The 21909-nt window shown below is 62.7% G+C and carries 21 protein-coding genes; 14 read left to right on the top strand and 7 right to left on the bottom strand.

What is annotated here, in order from left to right; all coding sequences use genetic code 11:
* Positions 1-22 precede the first annotated feature (22 nt).
* Positions 23-751 carry a FadR/GntR family transcriptional regulator gene (locus tag AB3X94_RS14030; protein ID WP_176111196.1) on the bottom strand — a complete coding sequence of 243 codons (729 nt, stop codon included), beginning with the start codon at positions 749-751 and terminating at the stop codon, positions 23-25.
* A gap of 415 nt (positions 752-1166) precedes the next feature.
* Here AB3X94_RS14030 and AB3X94_RS14025 point away from each other — a divergent pair, with 415 nt between their 5' ends.
* From AB3X94_RS14025 to AB3X94_RS14010, 4 genes are read left to right on the top strand one after another with little or no spacing between them, the layout of a single operon-like run.
* Positions 1167-2294 (top strand): sugar ABC transporter substrate-binding protein, encoded by a 1128-nt coding sequence (locus AB3X94_RS14025; RefSeq protein WP_013093653.1) that lies wholly within the window; start codon positions 1167-1169, stop codon positions 2292-2294.
* Between the two features lie 35 nt (positions 2295-2329).
* The gene (locus AB3X94_RS14020; RefSeq protein ID WP_368611846.1) at positions 2330-3880 is read left to right on the top strand and encodes a sugar ABC transporter ATP-binding protein; all 1551 of its coding nucleotides are present in this window, start codon (positions 2330-2332) and stop codon (positions 3878-3880) included.
* Positions 3877-4857: an ABC transporter permease gene (locus AB3X94_RS14015; protein ID WP_368611845.1), complete on the top strand. Its 981-nt coding sequence runs from the start codon at positions 3877-3879 to the stop codon at positions 4855-4857. Before AB3X94_RS14020 ends, AB3X94_RS14015 begins: the two co-directional genes overlap by 4 nt.
* Positions 4854-5840: an ABC transporter permease gene (locus AB3X94_RS14010; protein WP_176111199.1), complete on the top strand. Its 987-nt coding sequence runs from the start codon at positions 4854-4856 to the stop codon at positions 5838-5840. Before AB3X94_RS14015 ends, AB3X94_RS14010 begins: the two co-directional genes overlap by 4 nt.
* 19 nt (positions 5841-5859) lie before the next feature.
* Here the strand turns inward: AB3X94_RS14010 and AB3X94_RS14005 are convergent, their stop codons facing one another.
* Positions 5860-6084, bottom strand: coding sequence for a hypothetical protein (locus AB3X94_RS14005; RefSeq protein ID WP_176111200.1), 225 nt, complete (start codon positions 6082-6084; stop codon positions 5860-5862).
* 307 nt (positions 6085-6391) lie between these two features.
* On the opposite strand from AB3X94_RS14005, the gene AB3X94_RS14000 reads away from it, so the two are divergent.
* Positions 6392-7726: an NRAMP family divalent metal transporter gene (locus tag AB3X94_RS14000; protein WP_368611844.1), complete on the top strand. Its 1335-nt coding sequence runs from the start codon at positions 6392-6394 to the stop codon at positions 7724-7726.
* A gap of 12 nt (positions 7727-7738) precedes the next feature.
* On the opposite strand, the gene argE is transcribed toward AB3X94_RS14000, so the two are convergent.
* From argE to AB3X94_RS13980, 4 genes are read right to left on the bottom strand one after another with little or no spacing between them, the layout of a single operon-like run.
* A complete protein-coding gene (argE, locus tag AB3X94_RS13995) occupies positions 7739-8896 on the bottom strand; it encodes an acetylornithine deacetylase (protein ID WP_176111202.1) in 1158 nt (385 codons plus the stop codon).
* A complete protein-coding gene (locus AB3X94_RS13990) occupies positions 8889-9566 on the bottom strand; it encodes a DUF1028 domain-containing protein (protein WP_176111203.1) in 678 nt (225 codons plus the stop codon). The genes argE and AB3X94_RS13990 overlap by 8 nt, the downstream gene beginning before the upstream one ends.
* Before the next feature lie 9 nt (positions 9567-9575).
* Positions 9576-10007: a RidA family protein gene (locus AB3X94_RS13985; RefSeq protein WP_176111204.1), complete on the bottom strand. Its 432-nt coding sequence runs from the start codon at positions 10005-10007 to the stop codon at positions 9576-9578.
* Complete coding sequence (locus AB3X94_RS13980; RefSeq protein WP_176111205.1) at positions 10007-11365, bottom strand: NAD(P)/FAD-dependent oxidoreductase; 1359 nt, start codon at positions 11363-11365, stop codon at positions 10007-10009. Before AB3X94_RS13980 ends, AB3X94_RS13985 begins: the two co-directional genes overlap by 1 nt.
* A 169-nt stretch (positions 11366-11534) precedes the next feature.
* Between AB3X94_RS13980 and AB3X94_RS13975 the strand changes: the two genes are divergently transcribed.
* From AB3X94_RS13975 to AB3X94_RS13945, 7 genes are all read left to right on the top strand, one after another.
* Positions 11535-12458, top strand: a complete 924-nt coding sequence (locus AB3X94_RS13975) for a LysR family transcriptional regulator (RefSeq protein ID WP_368611843.1) — start codon at positions 11535-11537, stop codon at positions 12456-12458.
* A gap of 124 nt (positions 12459-12582) precedes the next feature.
* A complete protein-coding gene (locus AB3X94_RS13970) occupies positions 12583-13734 on the top strand; it encodes an SRPBCC family protein (protein WP_176111207.1) in 1152 nt (383 codons plus the stop codon).
* Between the two features lie 43 nt (positions 13735-13777).
* Positions 13778-14983: an ABC transporter ATP-binding protein gene (locus AB3X94_RS13965; protein WP_368611842.1), complete on the top strand. Its 1206-nt coding sequence runs from the start codon at positions 13778-13780 to the stop codon at positions 14981-14983.
* Between the two features lie 2 nt (positions 14984-14985).
* Complete coding sequence (locus AB3X94_RS13960) at positions 14986-16041, top strand: ABC transporter substrate-binding protein (RefSeq protein WP_176111209.1); 1056 nt, start codon at positions 14986-14988, stop codon at positions 16039-16041.
* Between the two features lie 39 nt (positions 16042-16080).
* Complete coding sequence (locus AB3X94_RS13955; protein ID WP_176111210.1) at positions 16081-17337, top strand: ABC transporter permease; 1257 nt, start codon at positions 16081-16083, stop codon at positions 17335-17337.
* Positions 17338-17403: 66 nt separating this feature from the next.
* Positions 17404-18231 carry an ABC transporter permease gene (locus tag AB3X94_RS13950; RefSeq protein WP_176111211.1) on the top strand — a complete coding sequence of 276 codons (828 nt, stop codon included), beginning with the start codon at positions 17404-17406 and terminating at the stop codon, positions 18229-18231.
* A 232-nt stretch (positions 18232-18463) separates the two neighbouring features.
* The gene (locus AB3X94_RS13945; protein ID WP_368611841.1) at positions 18464-18913 is read left to right on the top strand and encodes an SET domain-containing protein; all 450 of its coding nucleotides are present in this window, start codon (positions 18464-18466) and stop codon (positions 18911-18913) included.
* A gap of 151 nt (positions 18914-19064) precedes the next feature.
* Here AB3X94_RS13945 and AB3X94_RS13940 read toward each other — a convergent pair whose 3' ends face one another.
* A complete protein-coding gene (locus AB3X94_RS13940; RefSeq protein WP_368611840.1) occupies positions 19065-19757 on the bottom strand; it encodes a hypothetical protein in 693 nt (230 codons plus the stop codon).
* Between the two features lie 206 nt (positions 19758-19963).
* Here AB3X94_RS13940 and AB3X94_RS13935 point away from each other — a divergent pair, with 206 nt between their 5' ends.
* A complete protein-coding gene (locus tag AB3X94_RS13935; RefSeq protein ID WP_368611839.1) occupies positions 19964-20287 on the top strand; it encodes an antibiotic biosynthesis monooxygenase in 324 nt (107 codons plus the stop codon).
* Between the two features lie 265 nt (positions 20288-20552).
* Positions 20553-21815: an ABC transporter substrate-binding protein gene (locus AB3X94_RS13930; RefSeq protein WP_368611838.1), complete on the top strand. Its 1263-nt coding sequence runs from the start codon at positions 20553-20555 to the stop codon at positions 21813-21815.
* Positions 21816-21909: the final 94 nt, after the last annotated feature.

The raw sequence follows: 21909 nt of genomic DNA, 5'->3' as shown, positions 1-21909 counted from the left end.
AGGCGAACAGCCTGGAGCGGCGCTAACGCCACGCCTGGGTGAACTCGCCGATGACCCGCGTCAGATGCGCCTGCATCGCCGTGCGCGCAGCGGCCGCGTCTCGCGCCATGATCGCCGAGAAGATGCGCTGATGCTCATCCTGTGAAGCCGCCCGCAATGCGGGAGTGTGGAAGTGCTCCTCGATCTTTTTCCACAGCGGGTCGGCGCGGGAGTTGTCCCACATCGCGGTCACCACGAGCCGGAGCATTTCGTTTCCCGTCGCCCGCGCAATTGCCAAATGGAAATCACGGTCAGCGGCCTCGTTCGCCGCTTTGTCATGCATGTTTTCGCGCATCGCGCGTAACGCGGCGAACAGCCGGTCCAGGTCTGAATCTTTGCGTTCGGTAGCGGCTAACGCGGCGATCCCGCTTTCGATCACCACCCGCGCGCGCAGCGTCTCGATCGGGCCTAGCCCGCGCGGCAGTTTGAACATGGCGGAGCGCGGGTCCGGCGCGTCTGCCACATAGATGCCCGAGCCGACGCGAACCTCGACCACGCCCTGCACTTCCAGCGCGATGATCGCCTCCCTCACCTGTGTGCGGCTCACGCCAAAGCGTTCGGCCAGCGTGCGCTCGGAAGGCAGGCGCGCACGCGGCCCGACGTCGCCGGCAGCGATCAGATCGTAGATCTGCTTCGCGAGTCCGACATAGGAACGGTCGGTCGCGTCCTCATCGGCACCGCGGCCGTTCGGCGTGTGTGAAAGCTCGTCCATTCAGGATTCCCGAAAGCTTCGAAGCGGCCAAAGGATCGGTTCGAGTTCGACAAAATGGTACACCAATTGACGGATCAGGCCGCCACGGGCCCGCCGCCGCTTTTGTTGGCCTCGAGCCGATTCAGCAGGGGTTTCAGACTGTTCGAGTCCCCCCGCGACGCCGTGGTAAACCACTATCGCGCGCGGATTGGTATGCCAGTACTGTCAGACGTGACTGAGTTCGCGCCGGCCCTTCGTTTTGCTTCGGAGGCGACGCCTTTGAAGAAGTCGTTCCGCTGCTTCGGCGAGTCCGATTCAGCCCCGCTGCAGCACAATTCCGCAAGATTCCCTGCTTCACGCACAGAATTCGGCGGCGATTCATGACCGCCATGTTCGCCGGCAATCGGCAAGTTCAATCCAACAAAAAGGAGACGACATGCTTTCAGGAATCCAGGTGCTTCGAGCGGCGGCGACCGCGGCATTCACGCTATGCGCAAGCGCGGCTTTCGCGCAGGCAACGATCGTTTCCGGGCCGTCCAGCGATCCCACATGCATGGTCCCCTGGAAGAGCGACACGAAGTACATCAAGTATCCGAAGAAGAACGGGCCCTACCGGATCGCACTCGTGAACGGCTATATCGCGAACACCTGGCGCATCCAGATGATCAAGACGGCCAAAGCCTATGCGGCACAGCCGGCCGTCGCCGCGAAGCTCAAGGAGTTCAAGGTCGTCTCGACCGGCGAGGACGTGCCGGCGCAGATTTCGGCCGTCAACAACTTCATCGATGCCGGCTATGACGCGATCATCGTGGACGCGCAGAACCCCACCTCGTTCGGCCCTGCGATCCGCCGCGCGAAGAACGCCGGCGTCGTGCTGATCGCGTTCGACAACATCCTCGACAGCGAAGACGCGATCAACGTCAACGTCGACCAGTACGGGCTCGGCGTGCTGTGGGCCAAGTGGCTCGCGAACCACCTGTCGAACGGCGGCAAGGTGCTCGAGGTTCGCGGAGTGGCGGGCACGTCGGTCGACACGGACCGGCACAATGGTTTCATGAAAACGTTGGACGACACCGGCAAGAAGTGGAACGTCGTCCAGGTCTACGGCAAGTGGGACGACGGGGTCGCGCAAAAGGCCGCCGCCGACGCGATCGCCGTGCAGGGTCATTTCGATGGCATCTCGGCGCAAGGCGGCGACACGGGTGTCGTGCGCGCGATGATCGATGCGAAGCATCCGTTCGTGCCCTTCGGCGGCGAGACGGAGAACGGCTTTCGCAAGTTCTGCGCGCAGTATGGGGGCCAGGGCCTGAAGTGCACGTCGGCTGGCACCGGTCCCGCGCAGGTGGCGGTAGCGATCAAGACGGCGCTCGCCGCGCTGGACGGCCAGACGGTCCCGGTCTCGATCAAGCTGCCGCTAGACGTCACCGACGATTCGAAGCTGAAGTCGGGCGTCAACTATTTCCCGAACGACTCCGACAACTTTTTCGTCGGCAACTCGTTTCCGACTTGCGGCATCAATTTCTCCGCGCAGGAGATCATGAAGCAGACCCAGGGCAACCAGTGATCGGATGATGGCCGGAATGTGACGGGAGACGAAGCATGCCGCAGGATGCAGCGCAGCCGTTCTTTCAGATGTCTGGCGTGTCGAAAAGCTACGGCGGCGCGGTCGCGCTGGATCACGCCGAGCTCACGGTGAAGAGGGGCCGCATTCACGCGATCCTCGGCGAGAACGGCGCGGGCAAGTCCACGTTGCTGAAGGTGATGTCCGGCGTCGTGCAGCCCGACGAGGGCACGATGCACTACGATGGCAGGCAGGTCGCGTTCGCATCGCCGGCCGAGGCGAACGCGGCCGGCATCGTCTGCGTGTATCAGGAGCTGTCGCTCATTCCCGACTTGAGCGTAGCCGACAATATCTTCGCTTCGAACCCGCCGCGACGTTTCGGCATGATCGACCGCCGGGCCCAGCGCCGCCAGGCCGAGGAGGCGCTCGCCCGAGCGGGCGCCGCCGACATCAATCCGCTTGCAAAGGTCCGGGACCTGCCGCTGTCGCGCCAGCAGATGGTCGAGCTTGCCAAGGGGCTGGCGCACGAGCCTCGCATCCTGATCCTCGACGAAGCCACGTCGGCGCTGACCGCGGCCGACGTCGCGCGGGTGATCGAGGTGCTCAAGCGCCTGCGCGACGAGGGCCTCGCGCTGCTGTTCATCTCGCACCGGATGCACGAGGTGAAGGCGCTCGCTGACGAATGCACGGTCTACCGGAACGGCCGTCATGTAATGAGTTTCGAGGCCGGCACGCGCACCGACAACGAAGTCGTCGAAATGATGATCGGCCGCAAGTACCAGCATGTGTTCCCGGCCAAACCCGCCAACGGACGCAGCGCCGCTCCGGTTCTCGCGTGTCGCGATCTCGCGTGGAGCGACACGCTGCAAGGCATCAGCTTTTCGTTGAAGCCCGGTGAAATACTCGGCCTCGGCGGCCTCGACGGACAAGGCCAGCGCGAACTGCTGCTCGCGCTGTTCGGCGTGTTGCGCGGGTGCGCGGGCACGATCGAGGTCGATGGCAAAGCGGTGTCGATCGGCAGCCCGAGGGCCGCGCGCGCCAACGGAATCGGCATAGCGCTGATCCCGGAGGACCGTAAGACCGAAGGCCTGATGCTGCCGATGTCGGTGCGTGAGAACCTGTCGTTTGCCGCGCTCGATCGCATGTCCAGCGCCGGCGTAATCGATCGCGACCGCCAGCAGTCGCTGGTCGACCGGATGATGGAGTTGCTCGCGATCAAGACGTTCAGCATCGATGCGCCCGTGGGCTCGCTGTCGGGCGGCAACCAGCAGAAGGTGGTGATCGCGAAGTGGCTGGTCCGGCAGCCGCGGATTCTACTGCTCAGCGACCCGACGCGCGGCATCGACGTCGGCACCAAGCAGGAGCTCTATCAGCTGCTCAGACGCCTCGCCGACGAAGGCGCGGCGATCGTGTTCTATTCGACCGACTACGACGAGCTGATCGGCTGCTGTGACCGCGTGCTGGTGCTGTACGAAGGCAGGATCAAGAAGGAACTCGTCGGCTCGGCGATCACCGAGCAGAACCTGATTGCGAGCGCGCTGGACCTGCCCGTCGGACAGGTTTCGCCTTCCACGGGAGTCGCGCTATGAGCGGGCTGCGTTACTGGTATGCGGAGAATCGCGGGGCGGTGTTCGCGTTCGGCCTGTTCGTGCTGATGTTCGCGATCTACCTGCTCAACTATCCGTCCGCATTGTCGGCCAACGTGTTTCAGACCGCAGCGAACAAGGCGGTGCTGCTCGCGCTCGTCTCGATGGGACAAGCACTCGTCGTGCTGACGGCCGGCATCGACCTGTCGATCGGCATGACGCTGGTGCTGACGAATTGCATCGGCTCGTGGATCGTCACCGGCGACGCGCTGCACAGCGCGCTCGGCATCGTCGGCGTGCTCGCGGCGGGCGCGCTGTGCGGCGCGCTGAACGGCGTGATCATCATTTTCGGCCGGCTGCAGCCGATCGTGACGACGATCGCGACGAGCGCGGTCTTCTACGGACTGGCGCTGCTGCTGCGACCCGTGCCCGGCGGCTCGATCAACGAGAACCTCGCCGACGCACTGACCGGCAAGGTCGCCGGCGTGCTGCCGGCGAGCCTGCTGATTCTGCTCGCCGCCACACTGCTCGTCTGGGTACCTTTCAAATGCTCGGCAATCGGGCGCGCGGCGTACGCGACCGGCTCGTCCGAACCCGCGGCGTTTCTGTCCGCCATGCCGATCCGCCGCGCAAAGTTCGCGAGCTATACGCTGGCCGGCCTGCTCGCCGCGATCGGCGGCCTGTTTCTGACCTTCTTCACCGACACCGGCGAAGCGAGCCTCGGCAGCGCCAACTCGTACACGCTGTTTTCGATCGCCGCCGTGGTGATAGGCGGCGTGTCGCTGCTCGGCGGCAAGGGCAGCGCGATCGGCGCGATCTTCGGCGCATTCGCGTTTCGCTCGATCGGTGACCTGCTGTTCGTATTCAACGTCGATGCGCTGTGGCAGCCGCTATTTCAGGGTGTGATTCTTCTGCTCGCTGTCGCGATCGGCGCATGCGGGCTGTTCAGGGTACGCAATCGCCTGGAGTGGTTTCAATGAGCCACGTCTCGGCAAACGGCCTCAGCACGTTCGTGTCGAAGCTCACGCGCAGAATCGACAAACCGATCGTGATCGCGTTCGCGTGCATCGTCGCGCTGCTGCTCGTCGGCGGAATGTTTTCGCGCAGCTTCACGTCGCCGGAGTACATCCTGCTGCAACTGAAGGTCGGCGCTTTCCTCGGCATCATCGCGACCGGCCTGATGATGGTGATCCTGCTCGGCCACATCGACTTGTCGCTGCCGTGGACGATCACGGTCGGCGCAATGATGGCGTGCGCGGTAGCGGGACACGGCGAATTCGGACAGATCCTCGCGATTCCGGTCGGGATCGGTTGCGGCGTGCTGATCGGCGTCGTCAACGGCATTCTCGTCGCGCTGCTGCGCATCCCGTCGATGATCGCCACGCTCGCGACCAATGCGGTCGCGCAGGGCATCATGATCGTCTATACCGGCGGATCGTCGCCGCAGGATTCCGCGCCACAGGTGATGCGATGGCTCGCCGCGGGCTGGCTCGTGCCGGGCGTGCCGAATGCCGTTGCGCTGTGGGTGGTGATCGGCGGCGCCACGGTGTTCCTGCTGTCGCGTACGATCTTCGGGCGCACGCTGTACGCGATCGGCAATACGGAGCGCGCCGCCTATCTGTCCGGCATCAATACGCGGCTCGTGACCGTGGCCGCATTTGCGGTGTGCAGCGGGTTCGCGGCGTTCGGCGGCGTATTGCTGGCCGGCTATGCATCGAAGGCAGCGCAGTCGATGGGCGATGCCTACCTGCTGCCGGCGATCGCGGCAGTCGTGCTCGGCGGCACGTCGATTCTGGGGGGCCGAGGCTCATACCTCGGCACCGTGGCGGGCGCGATTCTGATTACGCTGCTGCAGTCGATCCTTTCAGTCGCGCAGATGCCGGAAGCCGGACGTCAGATCATCTACGGCGTGGTGATAGCAGCGATGCTGCTGCTTTATGGACGCAGCAAGCGGGAAACGTAGGCCACGGCCACGCTCACGCTCATCCATGCGCATCCACCCACGCGCGCGCCCAATCGAGGCCTGCATGGTGGGCTTCTTCCTCGCTATCGAATAATCCCAGAATGCCCGATGCTTCGACCAGCTTTCCGCCCCGGGTGATGGTTCCGCTCGCCGCATAGCGCTCCGGTTGCAGGATGCCCTCGCCTTCTTGCTGAAGAATGGCATGCCCCCACAACGTGTACCCGTCGTAGTCGCTCGTTTCCATTAGCCCACGACCCCTGCGGTTGCGGCGCGAGTGGTCATGCGATGCGCATTCTCTTCGAGTGTCATTAACGGCGGAATCTCCGACATGTCCGGTTTTACCGTCGGCGTCGTCTGCTGCATGTGGCGCGCGGTAGCAATAGTCATAGAAATGACGACGCAAAAAATATAGCACCGGATAGCGCTTCAGTGGTGGCGACCATCGGGGCGTCGAGCGTGGAGTAGTAGTCGGCGTAGCCCACGGTTCGATTCGACGAAGGAACGTTTCGTGCGAGCGCTACAGCATCCCCGGTTTACCGACGATCAACCGCATGCACTCTCCCCCCGACAGACGCAGCTCGTCCGGCGCCGCACAAGGTAGTACGCCCGCTTCCTCGTCGCAGCCTGCGCGCTCATGGGCCGCCGATCTCGGACCGGGGCTGGCAAGTCTCGGTTGCGATAACGACCCCAGCGGCATCGCCACCTATTCGCTCGCGGGCGCGTGGTACGGCTACGACATGCTGTGGACCTGCGTACTGTCGTATCCGTCGATGGTTGCGCTGCAACTGGTCTCGGCGCGTGTCGCGGCCGTCACGGGACACGGCCTGACGGCGAACATGCGCGCGCACTATTCGCCGGTGTTCTTCTATTTCGCCGTGGCGCGCTTCGTGATTGCGAACACGCTGAACATCGCGGTCAATGTGATGGCGATGGCCGTAGTCATCCAACGCTTCACGCATGGGCCGCTTTGGCTGCTGACACTTGCATGCGGTTGCACGTCGATTGCGCTGCAGTGGTTCATCCCATATGCGCGCTATGCGCAGGTGCTCAAATGGTTGATGCTGCCGATGTTCGCGTATGTCGGCGTGCTGCTGATCGTCGATGTGCCGTGGCACACGGTCGTGCTGCGCTCTCTGGTGCCACACGTCGAGTGGAAAGAAGATTTCGTGACCATGCTGATGGCCGTGCTCGGTACGACGATGAGTCCGTATCTGCTTTTTTCGCAGGCCGAGCAGGAAGCCCAGGAAGAACATCGGCAGCACGAACAGCACGCCGCGCGCGGCGATCGAAGTTCGTCAGAGCAGCTTCGCCGATTGCGCAACCAGACCTTGATACGCACCGCGTTATCGAGCGTGGCGGCAGCGTGCATGATGATTGCGGCTGCGGCGACGCTGCATGGCGCACAGACCCAGCCCGGCGAGCCCACGGAGCTTTCGCGAGCGCTCGAACCGCTCCTGAAGGGCTATGCCGGCCCCCTGCTCGGGCTTGCGCTGGTCGGCTCGGCGCTGCTTGCACTACCTTCGCTTGCCGGTTCCGCTGCGCAAGCGGTCGCGAGTTCGTTCGACTGGCCCCGCGGCAAACAACGTGATCGGCGCCTTGCCGTTTTGCTCGTTGCGCTCGCGGGACTGGGGACGCTGCTTGGTCTCGCGCTCGGCCTATGGCGCGTCGATCCTGTCAAGGCGCTGTACTGGAGCGCCATCGTCAACGGTATGACGATTACGCCCGTGCTGGTGCTTCTCGTGCTGCTGAGTGCGAAACGCGAAGCGGTCGGCGAACTCGTCGCGCATTGGTCTTTACGCGCGCTCTGCTGGCTCGCGACCCTGACCACAGGCGTGGTCGTGGTCGCGCACTTCGTACTCGATGCGGTAGAGCGTGTGTCGCGATGAGTCTGGGCCACTTCACGCTGCTAGATGTTCAGCGAGGCGCGCGAACATCGCGTCGCACCGGTTCAGTTGTTCGACCGTGATGAACTCATCCGGCTTGTGGCCCTGATCCATGCTGCCGGGTCCACAGACCACGGTTGGAATGCCCGCCTGCGTGAACAGTCCGCCTTCCGTGCCAAAGGCGACCGTTGCGTATTCTTTCGATCCGCTCAACGACGCGAGCAGGCGTGCCGCGTCGCTATCGGGCGAAGTCGCGAGTCCAGGATACGCATTCAGCATCTGCACACGGACATCGGTATCGGGCTGCACCGCGCGCATCTTCGGCAGCAGTTCGGTTGCCGCGTAGCTTTGCAGTTTGTCCACCACCCTGGTGGGATCGAAGCCCGGCACGCCCCGCACTTCAAAATCGAATTCGCATTCGGCGGGCACGATATTCAGCGCGCGTCCGCCCTTGATGACACCGGTCTGCACCGTCGAGAACGGCGGATCGAAACGCGCGTCATGGTGTTCCGGCTGCGCGAGTTCGTCGCCGATCTGTTCCAGCCGGTGGATCAGCCGCGCCGCGTATTGGATCGCGTTGACGCCCTGCGGCGCGTAAGCGGAATGACATGCCGCGCCCTTCACGTGGCAGCGCATCGCGAGCTTGCTCTTGTGGCCGAGCACAGGTTTCAATTCGGTCGGCTCGCCAATCAGACACATGCGCGGCTTATGCGCGCGCTTTTCGAGTTCGGCCAGCATCGGCCGCACGCCGAGACAGCCCACTTCCTCGTCGTACGAAAACGCGAGATGCACCGGCACGTCGAGCTTCAGCCTCAGGAATGCGGGCACTGCCGCCAGCACGGACGCGATGTAGCCTTTCATGTCGGCCGTGCCGCGTCCGTACAGGCGACCTTCTTTCTCGGTGAGACGAAACGGCTCCACGGTCCACGCCTGACCCTCGACGGGCACCACATCGGTATGCCCGGACAGCACGATGCCACCACGGTCTCGCGGCCCGATGGTCGCGAACAGATTCGCCTTGGTGCGATCGTCGTTATGGAATAGCTCGCTTTCCACACCTAGATCCGCGAGGTATTGCTGCACGAAGCCGATCAGTTCCAGATTGGAGTCGCGGCTGACAGTCGCAAAACCGATCAGCCGTTCGAGCAGCGTACGGCTCGCCAACTCACTCATCGCCGGGCACTCCGTAGCTCGGCGCCGCGGTGGGATTCAACGCGCGCGCGATGTAGTCCCGCATCTGCGGCCGATACGCTTGCCATAGCGCGTCGAGTTTGCCGATCGGATCGTCATCCGCCCAATCGACACGCAGATCGACGACCGGCCAGACGTGTGTATCGACGATCTTCAAAGCCGCCGAATGCACGGGCCCGGCTTCTCCGCCGGCTTCGACGGCAGCATGCATCGCGTGCAGCAGACGATCGGCAAGCGCGCCTTGCGCGCTCTCGAACGCTTTCACCATCGCGTCGATCACCGGCTTGCCGGCGAGCAGATTACCCGCTGCCACACACTGATTTCCCGCGACGGCGTGATGCACGCCGAGTGCTTCCTTGCCGGTGAACAGCGCGGTGCGCCCCTCGCTGTCGACCACCGTCACCTGCCGGTACTCGCTCCATTCGCTCGCGCCTAGCGCCCGTTCGAGCGCCGCATCCGGCGCGATACGCCCGCTTTCCAGCAGATCGAGAATCTGCGGCCCGAGCGCGGGCAGCGTCACGTTCTGCGTCGCCACCGCACCGACGCCCGCGCGCACCCACGGACACCTCGCACCCACGGCAATGCTCGACGAACTGATCGCGATACCGAGCTGACCGGTCTTCTCACAACGTCCGACGATCGAGAATGTCATGGGAATCCTTTAAGCCTGCACGGGCGTCCAGTTATCCGGAATCACGGCGATCACGTCGATTTCCATCAGCCATTGCGGCTGGCCGAGCGCGCTGACGCAAAGCCCCGTCGAAATCGGATACACGCCCTTCAGCCACTTGCCCACTTCCTGATACACCGGCTCGCGATAACGAGGATCGGTAATGTAAGTCGTCGTCTTGACGATATGCGACAGGTCGCTGCCGGCTTCCTCCAGAAGCTGCCTGACGTTCTTCATCGCCTGCTCGGCCTGCGCGCGCGGATCGCCGAGACCGATCAGGTTGCCGTCGAAATCCGTACCCACCTGGCCGCGCACATAGACCGTATTGCCCGCGCGAACCGCCTGGCAAAGATCGTTATCGAGCGACTGGTTCGGGTACGTGTCCTTCGTATTGAACATGCGGATGCGGGTATGCGTAGGCATCAGTTCACTCCCACTTCTTTGGTCTTCGGCGCGTACGATGCGTCGCACGCGGTATCGGGTGCATGCGCGCCATGCGCGCCGCGCGCGTCCTGCTGACGCTGCGACGCGTCGCGATAGGCGAGGTATTTGCGCTGCGTGACGATGTGATCGGCGATGTGCTTTGCGTCGTGCCAGACGCCCCAGATAAACGACGACGCGCGCCGCGACAACCACGGCAGGCCGAGGAAATACACGCCAGGCTCCTTCGATACACCGCGCTGATGCTGCGGCTTGCCTTTATCGTCGAACGCGTTCACGTGCAGCCAGCTGAAATCGACCGCATAGCCGGTGGCCCAGATGATCGTGCTCACCCCCGCCTGGTGCAGATCCAGCTCCGGCAGCGGATGCGTGACGCACTCCGGGTCCGGTGGAATCAGCCGTGCGTCGGGGTCTTCCGGCAGATCGACGCCGTTGCGCTCGATGTAGTCGTCGGCGGTGTCGAGTAGCGACATCAGATATTCGTCGCCACGCTTCAGATTGACGGCGAGGTCCGGTTCGAAGGTCACAACGCGATTCGCGAACGATTTCGTCGTGCCGACGAGCGTCATGCCGCGATGCGCAAGCCGGCGAAAATCGATGGTCTGGCCGCCGTACGCGCCGCTGACAGCGATGGTCACATGCTCGCGTCCCGGCACGGCGACTTCCTTGTCCCATTCGCCGAGCACACCCAGCCACCAGCAGAAATCGCGACCGCGATACGCGCGCGGCGGACGGTCATGCGCACCGACGGACAGATAAACCTTGCGGCCCGCGCGTTGCAGTTCGTCGGCGATCTGCACGCCGGACGACCCCGCGCCCACCACGAGCACCGCGCCTTCGGGCAGTTGCTCAGGGTTCCGATAGTGGGCCGAATGAAGCTGCGTGAGCTCGAGGTCCTGTGGCGCGATGGGGGGAATGACGGGACGCTGGAACGGCCCGGTCGCAACGACGACGCGATGGGCTTCGATCGTGCCGTCGGACGTTGCGACCGCAAATCCTGCCCGGCCCTTCAGACGCTCGACGCTCGTGACTTCGACGCCGGTGCGGATCGGCGCATTGAAGTTACGCGCATAGGCTTCGAAGTAATCGGCGACCTGATCCTTGCCGGCGAAGCCATCGGGATCGAGTCCTTCGAACTCCATATTAGGGAAGCGGTCGTGCCAGGCGGGACCATTGGCGACCAGTGAATCCCAGCGGCAAGTACGCCAGCGTTCCGCGATGCGGTCGCGCTCCAGCACGAGATGGGGCACGCCGAGATTGCTCAGATGTTCGCTCATCGCCACGCCAGCCTGACCCGCGCCTATGACCAGCGTGTCGATGGACAATTTTTCAGCCGCCATGGCCTTCTCCTTCTGAAATGCGCTCTGGATTCGGGTCTCTCGGTCGGACAGAATGTACGCCGCGCGGCGGGCAACCAAAACTATATTTTAAAAATGCTTTGCATCGTTTTTCGCTATGCAATCGGGAATTGTCGAGCGACAATCGGTTCGACCGAACACGGAGCAATTGATGGACGGCACCTCGATCCGCTACTCGTTGCGTCAGCTCAGGTATTTTGTCGTCACGGCCGAAACGCTTTCCTTCACCGCCGCGGCAAAGCGGCTGCATATCTCTCAGCCGTCTATCTCGACATCGCTCGCGGATCTGGAGGAATCGTTCGGCGTCCAGCTGTTCATCCGCCATCACGCGAGCGGGTTGTCGCTCACGCAACCGGGCCGCGATCTGCTCGGCCACGCTCGCAATCTGCTTCAGAACGCCGAAGAATTACAGCTGACCGCGACCGAAATCGACGGCGGCATGTCGGGCTCCATCTCGCTCGGCTGCATGGTGTCGCTGGCGCCGCCGCTGATGCCCGGCATCATCAGCCGCTTCGTGCAGGATTATGCGGCGATCACCTTCCGTACCACGGAAGCGCATCAGGACACGCTCTTGAGCGGCCTGCACGACGGCTCGCTCGATATCGCGCTGACCTACAGCCTCGATATCACCGATGGAATCGCGTTTACCCCGCTGCTTTCGCTGCCACCGTATGTCATCCTGCCCAAAACACACAGGCTTGCACGGGCGCGCCAGGTGTCGCTGGCCGATCTGCTGCCCGAGCCCTATGTGATGCTGGATCTTCCGCATAGCCGCGAGTACTTTTCTGCGCTGTTCGACGCGGTCGGCAGCCGCCCTACCGCGGCTTTCCGCTCGTCACAGCCTGAAGTCGTGCGTGGCATGGTCGCCAACGGCTTGGGTTACAGCATACTCAACTTCCCGCTGAAGTCGACCCGGACTGTGGACGGCGAAGACTTCGTGATTAAACATTTCAGGGAGAGTGTCAATGCGACGACGCTTGGCATTGCGCTATCGGCCGCCGTCAAGCCGCGCGAGGTTGTGAAGCGCTTTTCGGCATTCTGTGAAACGTATATTCGGCGTCTGCACATCGGCTAATAGGAGCACGGAAGTGTCACTGCATAGTCATCCACTATGCACTGCATGCAAAAACAATATTTTACCTAGCAATTTGGATTGTTAGATTGGTGCACATCGGATGCAAACACTGATGGGGGCCCCTATGTCAGCCATTCTTCAGTCGACGGACACTGAGCTCGACATCGTTCACGCGCTGCGCGAGAACTGCGAGCGTCCGTTCGAGGATGCACACGCGATGCCGCCGGCCGTCTACACGTCGGAGGCGTTTCTCGCGCTCGAACAGCGCGACGTGTTTCGCAACGAGTGGTTGTGCGTGGGCCGCGCGAGCGCGCTGGCACAGACCGGCGACTACCTGAGCGCGCAGATCGACGACCAGCCCGTGTTCGTGCTGCGCGATGCGAGCGGCGCGTTGCGCGCATTCTCTAATGTTTGCCTGCACCGCATGTCGGTATTGCTCGAAGGGCGCGGCAACGTGCGCCGGATCGTGTGTCCGTATCACGCATGGAACTACACGCTCGATGGCGCGCTCGCGGGCGCGCCGTTGATGGATAAGCAGCCGGGCTTTTGCAAGGACCAATACAGGCTGCCTGCCGTGCGCTGCGAGACGTGGCAAGGCTGGATCTATGTGACGCTCAACGCGCGCGCGCCTGCGGTGGAATCGCATTTGTCCGAGCTGACGAAGCTGATCGCGCCGTACGGCATGGGCGACTACGTCGAGACCTTCCACGAAGAGCACGAGTGGGACACCAACTGGAAGATCCTCGCGGAAAATTTCATGGAGAGCTACCACCTGCCGATGCTGCATCGCGCCACGGTCGGACCGCACTCGAAGCTCGAAGAAATGGAATGTCCGCCGGGTTTGCCGGCGTTCAACTATCACTGGATCACCAAGGAAGCATCGCTGCCGATCGGCAACGCGCATCCCGCCAACACGCGCCTGCAAGGGCACTGGCGTCGTACCACCGCGCTGCTGGCGATCTACCCGACCCACCTGATCACGCTGACCCCCGGCTACTTCTGGTATCTGATCCTGCAGCCGCGGGGCGTCGGCCGCGTGCATATCCGCTTCGGCGGCGGCCTCGCGCCGGAATTCGTCGACGATCCGCGCGCCGCCGACTACATGGCGACGCTCAAGACGCTGCTCGACGAAGTCAACGCCGAGGACCGGCGCGGCGTCGAGGCGGTGTTTCGCGGCGTGCACGCGCCACTCGCGAAGCCCGGCCACCTGAGCCCTCTCGAACGGCCGAATTACGACTTCGCCCGCTATCTGGCGGGACGCGTGGGCGCGAGGTGATGCGCCGCCCCGCGTAGACCGCCAACACTTTGCCGAGATGCCCATGTCAAGCCAACCATTTATCTCGTTCGACGGCGTCAGCAAGTCATACGACGGCGTGCATAGCGTCGTCGAGGGACTCGATCTCGACGTCGGGCACGGTGAATTCGTTTCGCTGCTCGGTCCGTCCGGTTCCGGCAAGACCACGACACTGATGATGCTGGCGGGATTCGAATCGCCGACCCGCGGCGAAATCCGCCTTGCCGGCAAGCGTCTGGACGACAAGCCGCCGCATCGGCGCGATATCGGCATGGTGTTTCAGAACTATGCGCTGTTCCCGCACATGACGATTGCCGAGAACGTCGCGTTTCCGCTGTCCGTGCGCAAGGTGAACCGCAGCGAACAGAAGACGCGCGTGACGCGCGTGCTCGACATGGTGGAGTTATCGCATCTGGCAGGGCGGCGGCCGTCGCAACTGTCGGGTGGCCAGCAGCAGCGTGTCGCGCTGGCTCGCGCGCTGGTCTTCGAGCCGAGCGTGGTGCTGATGGATGAGCCGCTCGGCGCGCTCGACAAGCGCCTGCGCGAAACCATGCAATACGAAATCATGCGGCTGCATCGCGAACTGTCGCTGACGATCGTCTATGTGACCCACGACCAGAACGAAGCACTGACGATGTCGAACCGCGTCGCCGTGTTTTCCGATGGACGCATCCAGCAGGCCGCCACGCCGACCGAACTCTATGAAAACGCGGCAAACGCATTCGTTGCCAATTTCGTCGGCGAGAACAATGGACTGACCGGTCGCGTCAATTCCGACGGCGGCGAATGGGCCGCGATGCAGCTGGCCGACGGCAGCACGGTGCGCGGACGCCCAGGCGCCGGGCTCGCGTCAGGCGACGCGGCGGTGCTGGCGCTGCGACCCGAGCGCGCACACATCGCCGCGACGCCGGAAGCCGTGCAGGAAGCGACACGGCAGAACATGAACGTCGTGCACGCACTGGTCGAGGAACTCGTCTACTGCGGCGATCATCATCGCGTACATCTGAAGCTCGGCCATGGCGAAAGCATGGTCGTCAAGGTGCCGAACACACAGCACCACGATCTGCCCGCACTCGGCCGTCAGACCGCCGTGACCTGGCGACGCGACGACTGCAAGGTGCTGCCCGCGATGGCGGCCGCGCCGAAATCTTCCGCCGTGTCCGGCGGCGCCGACTATTCCACCGTTGCCGTTCCCTCGTCCGCCTCGCCACTTATCGCAGGAGCCAACTAGAAATGAAGACCACGTTCTCGTCATTCCGGACCACCCTCGGGGCATGCGCGCTCGGGCTGTTTGCCACCACCACGGTTTACGCGGCCGATACGATTTCCGTCGTCACCTTCGGCGGTGCGTATGAAGCGGCCGCGAAAAAAGCATGGTTCGAACCGTTCACCGCGAAAACCGGCAACCAGTTTTCCACCGAGTCCTACGATGGCGGCCTCGCCAAGTTGCAGGCAATGGAGCAGTCGAAGAACCCGACCTGGGATCTGATCGACCTCGAAACCAACGACGCGATCACCGCTTGCGACGAAGGCCTGATCGCCAAGTTCGACAAGAAGGCACTCGGCAACACCAGCGACTTCCTGCCGGGCTCGATCAGCGATTGCGCCGTCAGCGCGATGGTGTGGTCCACCGTCTATGCATACGACAGCAGCAAGCTGAAAACCGCGCCGACCACCATCAACGATTTCTTCGACCTGAACAAGTACCCCGGCAAGCGCGGCATGCGCAAGTCGCCGAAGGTCGCGATGGAATGGGCGTTGATCGCCGATGGCGTGGCGCCCAAGGACGTCTACAAGACGCTCTCCACGCCCGCCGGCGTCGACCGCGCGTTCAAGAAGCTCGACACGATCAAGCCGAGCATCGTCTGGTGGGAAGCGGGTGCGCAGGCGCCGCAGCTGCTCGCCGACGGCGCGGTCGTAATGACCCAGGCGTACAACGGCCGTATCGACGACGCCGTGCACAAGGACAAGAAGCCGTTCAAGATCGTCTGGGATGCGCAGGTGTACGACTACGAATGGTGGGCCGTGGTCAACGGCGCGAAGCATGCCGACGCGGCGCAGAAGTTCATCGTCGCATCCTCGACGCCGCAGGCCTATGCGGACCTGTCGAAGTACATCGCTTACGCGCCGCCGCGCAAAGATGCCATTCCGCTGATCGACAAGGCGCGTCTGAACGATCTGCCGACGGCGCCGGAGAACTTCAAGCGTCCGCTGCAAATCAACGCGACGTTCTGGGCCGACAACGCGGATGCGATCAACAAGCGGTTCCAGAACTGGCTGACGCAGTAACGCCGGATCGAACGAACGTCACCCGAGAGATCGAGCACGATGAACACGCCGCTGCCATCCACCGCCCCTTTCGGCCGCGGCCCGCAGGCCGCGAACCGCGAGTCGTTCCGGGCCGCGCGCCGCAAGGCCGCGATGCGCGCATTGCTGCTGGCTTTGCCGTTGCTCGTCTTTCTGCTGGTGACGTTCGTTGCACCGATCGCGAGCCTGCTCGCGCGCAGCGTGCGAAACCCGGAAGTGCGCACCGGCATGCCGCAGTTGAGCGCAACGCTGGCCGGATGGGACGGCGCGGGCTTGCCCGGCGAACCGGCCTTCGCCGCACTCGCGCACGATCTGAAGGACGCCAGCGAATCCGGCCAGCTCGGCAATATCGCGCGGCGCATGAATTTCTATCAACCGGAGTTCCGCAGCCTGCTGTTCAAGACGGCGCGTGCCACACGTTCGGAGACGCCGGCGCAATGGAAACCCGCCCTGATCGATCTGGATGAACGCTGGAACGCGCCGGAAACCTGGCGCCTGCTCAAGCGTGCGTCGATCTCGCCCACACCCGACTATTTGCTGAACGCCGTCGACGCGCAAGTCGCGCCTGATGGTTCGGTGACGTCCGTCGCGGCGGACAGCGCCATCTTCCGCGCGGCCTTTGGGCGCACGGTCACGATCAGTGCGACGGTCACGCTGCTGTGCCTGGTGCTGGGCTACCCGGTGGCTTATCTGCTCGCGACACTGCCTGAGAACCAGAGCAACCGGCTGATTCTGTTCGTGATCGTGCCGTTCTGGACCTCGCTGCTGGTGCGCACCACCGCGTGGTATGTGCTGCTGCAACCCGGTGGCGTGATCAATAGCGCGTTGCTCCGCTTCGGGATCATCAACCATCCGCTGCCGCTGATTTTCAATCGCACGGGTGTGTTGATCGGCATGACGCACATCCTGCTGCCCTACATGATCCTCGCGATCTTTTCGGTCATGAAAGGCGTGCCGCCCGTGTACATGCGCGCGGCGAAATCGCTCGGCGCGCATCCGGCCGTGGCCTTCGTGCGCGTATATATTCCGCAGACGCTGCCGGGTGTCGGCGCGGGATGTTTTCTCGTGTTCGTGCTCGCGCTCGGTTATTACATCACCCCCGCCCTGCTAGGCGGCGCCGGCGACGAAATGATCAGCCAGCTGATCGCGTCGCAGACCAACGATCAGCTCAACTGGGGACTCGCAGGTGCGCTGTCGTGCTATCTGATCGCATTCACGGCGGTGTTCTATTTCATCTTCAACCGGCTGGTCGGTATCGACCGCCTGCGCTTCGGCTAACGCGCCGCGCAAACGCCGCTAGCTGGTTGTCGCTCATTCGGATAGTTGATCAACAGGCAGACTCAGATGAAAGACGGACGAACCCGGCTACTCTCGGAACGCATCTCGGGCGCGGCACTGCGCGTGCATTGCGCGCTGATTTTCTTTTTCCTCGTCGCGCCGATCCTCGCGATCGTGCCGCTGTCGTTCAACTCCGGCTCGTTCTTCTCGTACCCGATGCAGGGCTTCTCGCTGCGCTGGTACGCGCAGGCGCTGAGTTCGCCGGACTGGCAACGCGCGTTTGCGAACAGCATCGGCATTGGCGCGGCGTCGACGCTGATCGCGACGGTGCTCGGCACGCTGGCCGCGCTCGGCCTGAGCCGCGCGCAGTTCCCTTACCGCTCGATCATCATGCCAATCATCGTGTCGCCGATGATCGTGCCGATCGTCGTCGTCGCGGCGGGGTTTTATCTGGTCTTTTCGCCGCTCGGGCTGGTCAATTCGTATACCGGCGTCGTGCTTGCGCATGCCGCGCTCGGTACGCCCTTCGTGGTGATTACCGTGACCGCTTCGCTGCTGTCGTTCGATCAAAGCCTGCTTCGCGCGGCGTCGGGTCTGGGTGCGCAGCCGTGGGTCGCGTTTCGTCGCGTCACGCTGCCGCTGATCGCGCCCGCCGTCGCAACCGGCAGTGTGTTTGCATTCGCGACATCGTTCGACGAAGTGATCGTCATTCTGTTTATCGGCGGCCCGGAGCAGCGCACCGTGCCGCGGCAGATGTGGAGCGGCATCCGTGACCAGATCGACCCGTCGATCCTCGCCGTGGCCACCCTGCTGATGGCGTTCGCGATCGCCCTCTTCGCCTGCATGAACTGGCTGCGCAAGCGCGCGGCGGCGGCCAGCCGCTCGTTTGCCTGAGGCGACTGTTGCGCCACTGCGATGGCGTCGACATGCGACTTGATGGCCTCCCTCTGACCGTCGGGCGTTGCCAGCCTCTTTGCGGCGAAGCCGGAACTCCTGGCGCGGCGGTCCTTGACAGTTAGTTGCAGTTTTATTAAGAAATATATTGAGCGCGTGAGTGCGTGGCGATATGCTTCGCATCGCCGCTAAACCACATGCAACGACCGAGGGTCGCGAAGGAAACGACAACATGCGATTGCGACGCATCACCGCACGACGCTCACCCGTGCATGGCATGGGACTGTTCGCGCTGCAGCCGATCGCCGCGGGCGAACGGGTCATCGAGTACAAGGGGGAAGTGACCAGCTGGCGGCGCGCCGCCGCGCGTCAGCGAGCCGACGCGGGCCACACGTTCGTGTTCGGTCTGTCCGATGGACGCGTGATCGACGGCAGCCGCGGCGGCAACAGCGCGCGGTATCTGAACCATGCGTGCACCCCCAACTGCGAGGCCATCGAAACGGGCGACCGGGTGTTCATTCATGCGCTCGCCACGATCGCCCCCGGGGAGGAGCTTTTCATCAACTACGGTCTGTCAGTGGACGGTGCGGTCACCGACGAGGTTCGCGCCCAGTACGCGTGTCATTGCGGTGCACCGGCATGTCGTCGAACCATGCTGGGAAATGACGGGTGGTCGTCGTAGTGCTGCCGCCGCCCTGACACAGTCAGGTCATTGCTGACGTTCAGACGTTGCCCTGGTCGGTCGGTCGGCACTCCTTGGCCGTTCGCACCTCAGCGGTCGTGAGCGACGCGTCTCGCAATAACTATTAAGTCGGCGGTTAAAGCAGCATGATTCACTGCCCCGGCAGATCTTTTACCTGGCTCTCTGCCGATGGGCCAGGCGTGTGGCCAGGGAGGTTACCGCGGTCGCCTGGTGCTGGAGGACGCATTCTTAACACCTGAAGTTCAAGCGCCGCATTAAATAATTCGTCGTGCAGATCCTTCGTCATCTCGCCTGAACGAAGCTGACGTTCGAGAATGAGACAATTAGTTTCGGTTTCGAGCTCGATATCCAAAAGACGGAGCGTCCCGGGCTGCGTAATATCTGGTTGTGCCCGGCCGAGCCCATTCAGCAGAGCATTTCTTATTTGGATGAACTTCGGCAGTCTTTCGCGAAGAAGCGGTGACAATCGTTGATAAAAATCGCCGTCATCCATCAGTTGCTTCATTGCGGAAGACTCGACTATCGCTGGGCCGTCTTTGGATGAAGGAACGGCAATATCGTTACCCTTCGATTTCAATTCCCCCATTTGTTTGAGTGACGAGAGCTGGCTCCTGATGGATTTGGCATCTTCGATTGCGGCAAGCAACGCACCGTCCAACCGTTTTTCTGTCGGATCGGACGCAAAGATCAGCGGCAAAACAAAGAACAGACCTGTCAAAAGAAGACTCAGAACTCCGACGAAAGTCCCCGCAAAAGTGAGCTTGCTGGGCAAAGACCATTTATTCCATTGTTCTTTTGTTGGAATCAGGAGCCAGTTTCGCATTTAAGTGCCCCCTATTAGCAACTTCGTTACCGGGGGACCGCTATCCGCCCTGGCTTCGACGGTGAGTCTCCTGGCTATACGGAAGTATATTGCACGGAAGATAGCTCGCTGCCCCGGTTCCAGACACGCGGCTCGACGACGTGACACGGATCGCCGACAATGTGCACTTAAAACCATCAATAGCAAAAGACCGAAGGAAGGTAAGAATGTCTATAGCGAACACCAGAGCCACTCCCTATTACGCGGTGATCTTCACGTCCATCCGAACCCCCGGGGACAACGGGTACGAAGACATGGCCGATGCAATGGTCGAAGCGGCCGCAAAACAGCCCGGATTCCTGGGCGTCGAGTCTGCGCGGGAGGAACTTGGAATTACGGTTTCCTATTGGGATAGCCTCGAATCCATCGCCGCCTGGAAACGTGATTCAATGCATCTGGTAGCACAACAGACCGGCCGGGAAAAATGGTACGAATCCTACAAAACCCGTATTTGCCTCGTTGAACGAGACTACGACTTCTCGAGAATTTAGTTTGCTGCGCCTTGTCTTTCGACTGCGCGGCACACGCCCGCCAACTTTATCGCTCGCATCGCGTCTGCGAATCGCAGACGATTGGCTTCCAGACAGAAGTTATACGGCAACCCATGTACAGGCGCGGTCGCGCATCCGACAGCGGGAAAACGCAGTCTTGTGGATTCCGTTGAACGCGTTCAAGATCGAATAGCGCGCGTTTCGCACGCGCGGACACACCATTCCGCGGTTCGAAAGATTCGACATCACGGTGAGGGAGAACCCTATGAAAACACCAGGTCGTGTCCCCGCTTTCAGTCGGCGCACCATACTCAAAGCAACTGCCGCAACAGCCGCACTGCAGTTGGCGCCGCCCTTCATCATCAAGGCGCGCGGCGAAGCTCCGTTGCGAATCGGCATGGTCGATCCGCTGACGGGCGTCTATGCTGCGGTAGCACAGAATGAAGTGACGGGCGCACGGCTTGCCGTTCAGCAGATCAATGCCCAAGGCGGCATTCTGGGACGCCCCGTGGAACTCATGGTCGAAGATTCGGCAAACGACGTCGGCACCGGCGTGCAGAAGGCGCGCAAGCTGATCGAACGCGATCAGGTCACGTTCCTCATCGGCGACGTGAACTCCGGTATCGCCCAGGCCATTTCTCAGGTCAGCAATGAGAAGAAGGTGCTGCATATCGTTTCGGGCGGCCACACCGATACGATCACGGGTGTCGACTGCAAATGGAACGTTTATCGCGTTTGCAACACGACCAGCATGGAGGCGAACGCCGTCGCGAACCTGCTGTTCACCAAGTATGGCAAGAAGTGGCATTTCATCACACCGGACTACGCGTTCGGCCACACGCTGCAGAAGGCCGCGGCCGCCGATCTGCAGAAGCTCGGTGGCACGATGACCGGCAACGAGCTCACCCCGCTCGGCACGACCGACTTCTCCGCCTATCTGATCAAGGCGCGCGCGGCGAATCCCGACGTGCTGCTCGTGCTCCCGCAAGGCTCCGACATGGTCAACTGCCTGAAGCAGATCGCTCAGTTCGGTATCGGCAAGAGCATTCACGTCGCCGGGCTGCAGCAGGAGCTCGAATCGCTCGAGGCGATGCCGCCGGACGCGCGTGTCGGCATCTGGATGTTCGAGTGGTACTGGAAGCAGCCGGGGGTGCCGGGAGTCGAGAAGTTCGTGGCCGACATCCGCAAGGTGAACGGCGGTAAGGTTCCCACCGCGCGTCACTGGTTCGGCTATACATCGGTGCATACCCTGGCCGCCATCGCCAACAAGGAAAAGACGCTCGACGCCAGAAAGCTCGCCGAAGCGCTCGGCGGCTTCGAGTTGGCGGACGACGTCAGGTTGCAGCCGAACAAGTGCTACTACCGCAAGGGGGATCACCAGCTGATGACGTCGTCGTTCGTGGGCGAAGCGCTATCCCAGCCGGCCGGCGACCCGGAAGACCTGTTCCGCGTGGAACGCGTGATCGCGGGTGACAAGACCGCACCTCCCGAGAGTGAAACGGGCTGCAAGCTGCAGTGGCCCTCCTGATAGCGCAAATGCCCGGCGGGATCGCCGGGCGCGGTTCTCATTGCGCAAGCGGAAGCGAAGCACGGGCGCCACGGGCGCCATAACAAGAATGGTG

It is taken from the genome of Paraburkholderia sp. BR10923 (assembly GCF_040948765.1).
In the GTDB taxonomy this organism is placed as follows: Bacteria; Pseudomonadota; Gammaproteobacteria; order Burkholderiales; family Burkholderiaceae; genus Paraburkholderia; species Paraburkholderia youngii.
Note: the sequence above shows the minus strand (reverse complement) of the source record. Positions and strands in the feature narration are given on the sequence as shown.